The organism is Caloramator proteoclasticus DSM 10124, assembly GCF_900129265.1.
GTDB classification, from domain to species: Bacteria; Bacillota; Clostridia; order Clostridiales; family Caloramatoraceae; genus Thermobrachium; species Thermobrachium proteoclasticum.
Window position 1 is genome coordinate 41,624 of sequence record NZ_FQVG01000013.1, and the last position, 6,431, is coordinate 48,054.

The window sequence follows — 6,431 nt, forward strand, 5'->3', positions numbered from 1 at the left end:
CGGCTTATACCATTTTTTATTAATCTATATTAAAGGGGGAACTATTATGGGGGGAAAATTTGAGCTTCACTTTACGTATCTAATAATACACATTCAATATTAAGATGTTGTTGATAAATTGTAAACATAATGTAAATAATAATGTCAAAATATTTTTACAAAGGTTTACAATTTATTTAAGTTAATTTAACTAATAAATAATAAACCTTTTGATTAATTTATGATATATTATTAATTGTTATTATTACATTAAGGATAGGTGATAGTGTGAATATAAAGGAAGTTATGGATATAGCAAGCTTTGCTGGGGAGATACTTCTATCAAGTGGTGCAGAGATATATAGGGTTGAGGATACTATAACAAGGATTTGCAATAGCTATGGAGTCCATTGTGAGTGCTTTGTTATGCCAACAGGATTTTCTTTAACAGTAAGAAACAAAAATGGAGATGTTTTAAGCAATGTAAAGAGAATAAAAAATAGAAGTGTTGACCTTCATAGGGTTGAGATGATAAACACCTTTTCAAGAAGGCTTTTAAATGAGAGGTCCTCCTACAAAGAGGCAATGGAGGAATTAAATAGAATAAAAAATATGCCCTATTTTAGTTATAATCTTCAGATTATATCATCGGGCTTTGTTGCCTTTGGTTTTGCTAAACTATTTGGAGGTAGCTTTTTAGATTCATTAGTTGCCTTTGTCATAAGTATGTTTATTTTTTATATTAAAGATAATATCCAAAAATATGGATTCTTTCAATTTTTAGAGTTTTTTCTGTCAGGCCTTATGGCAGGAGTATTATCAATAATAGTTGCTAAGTTAATCCCCTATGTAAACATAGATAAGGTAATAATAGGTGCTATAATGACGCTTGTTCCTGGTGTTGCCATTACAAATGGTATAAAGGATGCACTATATGGTGACTTTATATCAAGTTTTGCAAGGTTAATTGAAGCATCCTTTATAGCAATTGCCATAGGTCTTGGTGTTGGTGTTTCATTAATACTACAATTAAGTTGGGTGTGAGGTAATATGATGGATTTTATTTTAGCATTTATAGGAAGTTTTGCAGGGGCAATACTTTTTAACATTGAACGAAAAAATTTAGTATGGGCTGGTTTATGTGGAGGAATTTCTTGGGTTGTATTTAAGGTGTTATTTATACAAACAGATAGAGTAGTTTTTTCTACCTTTCTTGCAGCCTTTGCTTGTGGAATATATAGTGAAGCTATGGCAAGAAAACGTAAAACTCCAGCCTTTGTATTTTCAATTCCTGGAATCTATCCACTTGTTCCAGGTATTACGGCCTATACTACAGTTAGAGCAATAGTAGAAGGAAGATTAGTATTTGCTGCAAATAAGGGAATAGAAACAATAGGAACAGCAGGTGCAATTGCCTTTGGAATAATGCTGGCATCTACTGCATTTCAATTTGTATACAAAGTTAATGAAAAGTATAGAAAAAAGCCTAAGGTTATTTCTTAGGCTTTTTTCTACACTCACTACATATCCCGTAAAGTTCTACCTTATGGTCTAATAGCTCAAAATCCTCATCTTCTATATTGGATTTAAACATTTCGAGAGGACAAAAGTCTATAGCCTTTGTTTTGCCACATTGTGTACATATAATATGGTGGTGGTGATTGTCTAAATCAATTATTTCATAAAAGCAGGTGCTATTTGCATCCATATTTGTTTTATGTACTAATTCAAGTTGTTCAAGAATTTCTAAATTTCTATATACTGTTGAGAAATTTGTTTGAGGGCATTTAATTTTAGATAAATTTAGTATGTCTTCAGCAGATAAAAATTTTCCAATGTTTTCACATAAAACCTCTATTATAGCTCTTCTTTGGTTTGTCATTTTATATCCATTTGACTTTAATATCTCTTCAAGTTGTACTGCATTCATATTAACACACTCCATATTATTTTTCTGGTGGGAATATAAAGGAATTCACTAAAAATGCAACAACAATTCCGATAAGTGTTTCAAAAAGTCTTTTGTAGCTGTATATAAGGGCGTGTTTATTATCCTTTACATTTAACATAATTGCTAAAAAAACAATTCCTGCCATTGATATTGCATCATTCCACTCAAGTTTATTACAAATATAAATGAGTACAATTATTCCTATGGCTGAGAAAATAGCGTTTGTTGGAAATACAGAAGCAAATATAAAGCCAAGAATTGCCCCGACTACAGTACCTAAAAGTCTGTTTTTTCCTGCTGTATATGTTTTTTCTAATGTAGATTGCATACAAACAAGCGATGCTATAGCAGCATAAAATGGATAATCAAGCCCAACAAAATTTGAAATTAAAATTGATAAAAACACCGAAAGTGCAGTTTTTATGTTCCTAAGACCAATATTCATTTCATCACCTTTAATATTATTTAAAATACTAATTTAAGGTTTGTTTTATAAAAAATAATTTCATATCTTGATTATAATAAAACAAAACATTAATTTCAAATGCAAATAAAAATAAAATATATAATCAAATCATGAAATAAATATATTTAAAAAATATAGTGAATTATGAAGGAATTTTAATATTTAAGTAGAATATTTATAATATTATATGAAATATGTCAATTTAAGTTCTTGAGATTTAATTTCTAAGTGGTTTTAGATAGGAAATAAAAGGTATTTTTTATAAAGTTTTATTGAAAAAATATTAAATCTCAAGTGTATAGAGATAAATAAGTTTTTTTAAATAAAATCAATATGTTAAATGCATATTAATTATAGTAATTATTATAAGTTATATTAAGAATATGGTTTATAAATGTATAAATATGTATATTGAGGTGATATGATGGAAAAAACTTTAAGTTATTTATATTATGAATTTGATAATGAGGAAATTATTGTGGAATCTCAAAATGAAAATGGTAATGATGAAATTAATTGTCTAATAAAGGAATATAAAAAAGTTGTATATAATTCTTTAATAACATCTTTTGGACTAGATTTTATATTATTTAAAGACATAGATGGAGGAAATGTTCAAACAGTTCACAACTTTGAAAAAGGCGTTTATGCAAATCAAAAATTTAGAGAGCGTGGTGAAAGACAATATAACAGAGAAGATTATGTAACAGCTAGTGAAATGAATAGAAAGAAAAAAGAAATTTATAAAAGAGAAAAAGAACTGAGATGCGAATATACAGGAGATAAATTACAAAAAGATGGTTCTACACATTTAGATCATATAGTTTCACTTAAAGAACTGCACGATGACCCAAAAACACGAATGCTTAATAGCGTTGAAGGAATAAAGAAAATAGGCAATGATAATTCAAATATGGCACTAACAAAAGCTTCAATTAATTTATCAAAAGGTGAAAAATCAATGGAAGAGTTTCTGAATACAAAAAGAAAAGGAAGTAATATGACTAATGCTGAATATTTTAAAATTAATAAAGAAAAGGCAACATACTTATATAAACAATCAAAAAAGAAAATTGATAGCCATAATGCGAGAAAATTGTTACAACATTATTCAAGAGAAATAGGTAAAGATTCAATTTTACAAGGAAGTAAATTAGGAATAAGACAAGCATTAGGTATTATATGTACAGAATTTACATTTATTATATTTGATGAAATACCTTTGTTGGTAAAGGAATTAAAAAATAATTTTGATTTAAAGATATTTTGGGAAAAACTAAGAAATATTATCGAAAAAGCTGTAATTTGTGTAAAAGAAAAGTTTAAAGATATTTTAGATGCTTTTAAAAATGGATTTATATCAGGAGTACTTTCTTCTGTTGTTACAACTATAATTAATATGTTTTTAACAACAGCAAAAAATGTTGTTAGAATAATAAGACAAGCAATAGTTTCAATTAAAGAAGCATTGAAAATTTTAATATATAATCCAGATAATCTACCATTTGAAAAAAAAGTATGTGCAGCTTGTAAAATTATTTTTTTAGGAATTTCTGCAATAATAGGAAATTTAATTACTGAAGCTGTTCAAAAGTTAATATCTACAAGTGGTGTTGCATCGATCCCTTTAATTGGAGAAGTATTAAATGATACAATACCAATTTTTGTAGGAACTTTAGTTAGTGGTATTATGAGTATTAGTATTATATATTTTATAGACAATTCAGACTTAATGAGAAAAATTATTAAGTATATGAATAATACAATATATGATAATGTTGTAAATGATTTAAAAGAAGCTAATAAAATATTAGATAATTATATATCTAAACTAATGGATATAGATATAAAAGAATTAAATAAAAAAACATATGAAATTATTCAAATAAATAATAGGTTAGAAAGAGGAGAAGATATGACAACAGTATTAACTGATTTTCTATCAAGTTTAGGGTGTAACATGCAATTTAAAAATTTTGAAGAATTTAATAATTGCATGTTAGATAAAAATTTTGTTTTAGAATTATAAAAAAAGGAGGAGTTTAGAATGTTTTTGAAGTATTTATCAGAACAAGAGCAACAATTATTTCTTGAATTGTGTAATTTAGTAATAAAAGCTGACTTAAAAATTGAAAAAGAGGAATTGGATTTAATTAATGAATACAGATTTGAAATGGGATTATTTGAAGAAGATTATCAAATTAAAGGTATAAAATATGAAGAAATTGTTAAAGGATTAAAGGAAAAAAGTAATTTTAGCAATATAAAGAAAATTATGTTTGAACTTATTGCGTTAGTCAAGGTAGATAAAAAAGAAGATGATAGAGAAATTGAATTGTTAGAAAAATTAAAAAATGATTTTAATTTAGATTCAGATATGATAAAATCCATTTCAAGTGTATTGGATGAATTAAAAAATGTATATAAAAAAGTTTTTGACATAGTTGGTTAAATCATATGTTTAAATGTAGTAAATGTGGAAAGTGTTGTATTAACCTTAATTTAAATCCAATTTATAAAGATTTAGATAGAGGAGATGGTATTTGTAAATATTTTGATATGGAAAAGAGATTATGTACAATATATAATAAAAGACCTATTAAATGTAATGTAGATTTATATTATGAATTATATCTTAAAGATAAAATGGATAGAGAAGAGTATTATAGATTAAATTATTTAGTGTGTAGAAAGTTAAAGGAGGTATAGATATGCCAATACCTTTATTGTTTATTGGTATAGCAGCGGCTACTGCAGCAACAGGAATAGGGGCAGGAGTTAGTGGTGCAAATAAAATAAAGGAAGCAAATGAGATTGTTGAAGATGCAACATATAGATATGAACGAGCTAAAGAAAAAATGGAAGAAGAACAAAATAACTGCACAAATAAATTAGAAAAATTAGGAAAAGTAAAAATGGATATTTGGACAAAAGATCTAAAGAGATTTATTATGTTATATGAAAAAATACATAATAAGCCAAAATTTAATGGTGAACTACATAATGAATTTATTTCATTAACACCAGAAGAACTAAAAGAATTCAAGGATATTAATTTAGGAGCAATCGATATTTTAGCAGGTGTTACTGGTTCTATAGGAGCAGGAGCTTTAGCTGGAATTGGAGCATGGGGCGGAGCAATGCTTTTAGGTACAGCATCAACAGGAACAGCTCTAAGTGCATTATCAGGTGCAGCAGCAACAAATGCAACTTTAGCTTTCTTTGGAGGAGGTTCTTTAGCAGCCGGAGGACTTGGAATAGCAGGTGGTACAGCGGTTTTAGGTGGACTTGTAGCAGGCCCTGCGTTAGCTGTTGGAGGATTATTATTAAATAGTAAGGGGACCCAAAGTCTTGAGAAAGCTTATGAGGTTAGAAGAGAAGCTAATAAAGCTATAGAAAAGATGGAAACAGCAGAAAATATATTAAGGGAGACAGCTAAAACAGTACAGTTTTTTACGATAGAAATAAAAAAAATACGAAATATATTTTTAGAGGATATTGAAAAGTTAGAGATAATCGTAAATGAAAAATATTGTGATTATCAATTATTTGATGAAAATGAGAGAAATATATTATATAGAACTATATTATCAATAAAGACATTAAAAGAATTAACACAAATCCAGATTTTAAAGCAAAGTAAAAATTATGAAATTAAATTAAATGAATTAGCAAAAAGTAATTTTAAAGAACAATTAGCTGAGTATAAAATTGAAATGGAAAAAATAGCATAGTTATTTTACAAAAAAGGCTCTTTGTCAATTGTTGGGGCGGGTATTCAATTAGAATGCCTGTCCTTTCTTGTTTGAGAGTGATTTTATAAAGATAGGTTGGATGGGGGAGAGTCCCCTGCAAAAAATTGCAGGACAAAAAGACCAACGGGAGTTGGTTTTCTAAAATTTGGTATTATAATTTACTTTAATTACAGCAATGAAGAATTCTATTTCTAAACCTATCAAAGTTTTTAAAGCCGAAGGCATTTCTTTTAATAACTTTAATTTTGTTATTAAAGCCTTCAGTACAAGCATTTGTATA

Annotated in this window: 9 protein-coding genes; 6 read left to right on the plus strand and 3 right to left on the minus strand. The window is 27.3% G+C overall.

Features of this window, described 5'->3' with window-relative positions; genetic code table 11:
• Positions 1-267 precede the first annotated feature (267 nt).
• Positions 268-1,023 carry a threonine/serine exporter family protein gene (locus tag BUB63_RS04810; RefSeq protein ID WP_027308811.1) on the plus strand — a complete coding sequence of 252 codons (756 nt, stop codon included), beginning with the start codon at positions 268-270 and terminating at the stop codon, positions 1,021-1,023.
• Between the two features lie 6 nt (positions 1,024-1,029).
• Entirely contained in the window at positions 1,030-1,482 is a 453-nt protein-coding gene (locus tag BUB63_RS04815) for a threonine/serine exporter family protein (protein WP_073248139.1), read from the plus strand.
• On the opposite strand, the gene BUB63_RS04820 is transcribed toward BUB63_RS04815, so the two are convergent.
• On the minus strand, positions 1,472-1,909 hold the full coding sequence (locus tag BUB63_RS04820; RefSeq protein WP_073248141.1) for a Fur family transcriptional regulator: 438 nt from the start codon (positions 1,907-1,909) through the stop codon (positions 1,472-1,474). The two genes, BUB63_RS04815 and BUB63_RS04820, sit on opposite strands and share 11 nt — an antisense overlap.
• A gap of 16 nt (positions 1,910-1,925) precedes the next feature.
• Complete coding sequence (locus BUB63_RS04825; RefSeq protein ID WP_073248143.1) at positions 1,926-2,375, minus strand: FUSC family protein; 450 nt, start codon at positions 2,373-2,375, stop codon at positions 1,926-1,928.
• A 445-nt stretch (positions 2,376-2,820) separates the two neighbouring features.
• Here BUB63_RS04825 and BUB63_RS04830 point away from each other — a divergent pair, with 445 nt between their 5' ends.
• The 4 genes from BUB63_RS04830 to BUB63_RS13710 are packed head-to-tail and all read left to right on the plus strand — an operon-like array spanning position 2,821 to position 6,130.
• Positions 2,821-4,425, plus strand: a complete 1,605-nt coding sequence (locus BUB63_RS04830; protein WP_073248145.1) for a phage tail family protein — start codon at positions 2,821-2,823, stop codon at positions 4,423-4,425.
• An 18-nt stretch (positions 4,426-4,443) separates the two neighbouring features.
• The gene (locus tag BUB63_RS04835) at positions 4,444-4,848 is read left to right on the plus strand and encodes a hypothetical protein (protein WP_027308807.1); all 405 of its coding nucleotides are present in this window, start codon (positions 4,444-4,446) and stop codon (positions 4,846-4,848) included.
• 5 nt (positions 4,849-4,853) lie between these two features.
• Positions 4,854-5,105, plus strand: coding sequence for a zinc/iron-chelating domain-containing protein (locus BUB63_RS04840; protein ID WP_073248147.1), 252 nt, complete (start codon positions 4,854-4,856; stop codon positions 5,103-5,105).
• Positions 5,106-5,107: 2 nt separating this feature from the next.
• A complete protein-coding gene (locus tag BUB63_RS13710; protein WP_051350661.1) occupies positions 5,108-6,130 on the plus strand; it encodes a hypothetical protein in 1,023 nt (340 codons plus the stop codon).
• Positions 6,131-6,314: 184 nt separating this feature from the next.
• On the opposite strand, the gene BUB63_RS04850 is transcribed toward BUB63_RS13710, so the two are convergent.
• On the minus strand, positions 6,315-6,431 hold a 117-nt coding region (locus BUB63_RS04850; RefSeq protein ID WP_143290224.1), incomplete at its 5' end, for a transposase.

Excerpts from the sequence above, each read along its gene's own strand:
- BUB63_RS04840 (WP_073248147.1), top strand. The coding sequence starts at position 4,854 with ATGTTTAAATGTAGTAAATGTGGAAAGTGTTGTATTAACCTTAATTTA.
- BUB63_RS04830 (WP_073248145.1), top strand. The coding sequence starts at position 2,821 with ATGGAAAAAACTTTAAGTTATTTATATTATGAATTTGATAATGAGGAA.
- BUB63_RS04820 (WP_073248141.1), bottom strand. The coding sequence starts at position 1,909 with ATGAATGCAGTACAACTTGAAGAGATATTAAAGTCAAATGGATATAAA.
- BUB63_RS13710 (WP_051350661.1), top strand. The coding sequence starts at position 5,108 with ATGCCAATACCTTTATTGTTTATTGGTATAGCAGCGGCTACTGCAGCA.
- BUB63_RS04815 (WP_073248139.1), top strand. The coding sequence starts at position 1,030 with ATGATGGATTTTATTTTAGCATTTATAGGAAGTTTTGCAGGGGCAATA.
- BUB63_RS04825 (WP_073248143.1), bottom strand. The coding sequence starts at position 2,375 with ATGAATATTGGTCTTAGGAACATAAAAACTGCACTTTCGGTGTTTTTA.
- BUB63_RS04835 (WP_027308807.1), top strand. The coding sequence starts at position 4,444 with ATGTTTTTGAAGTATTTATCAGAACAAGAGCAACAATTATTTCTTGAA.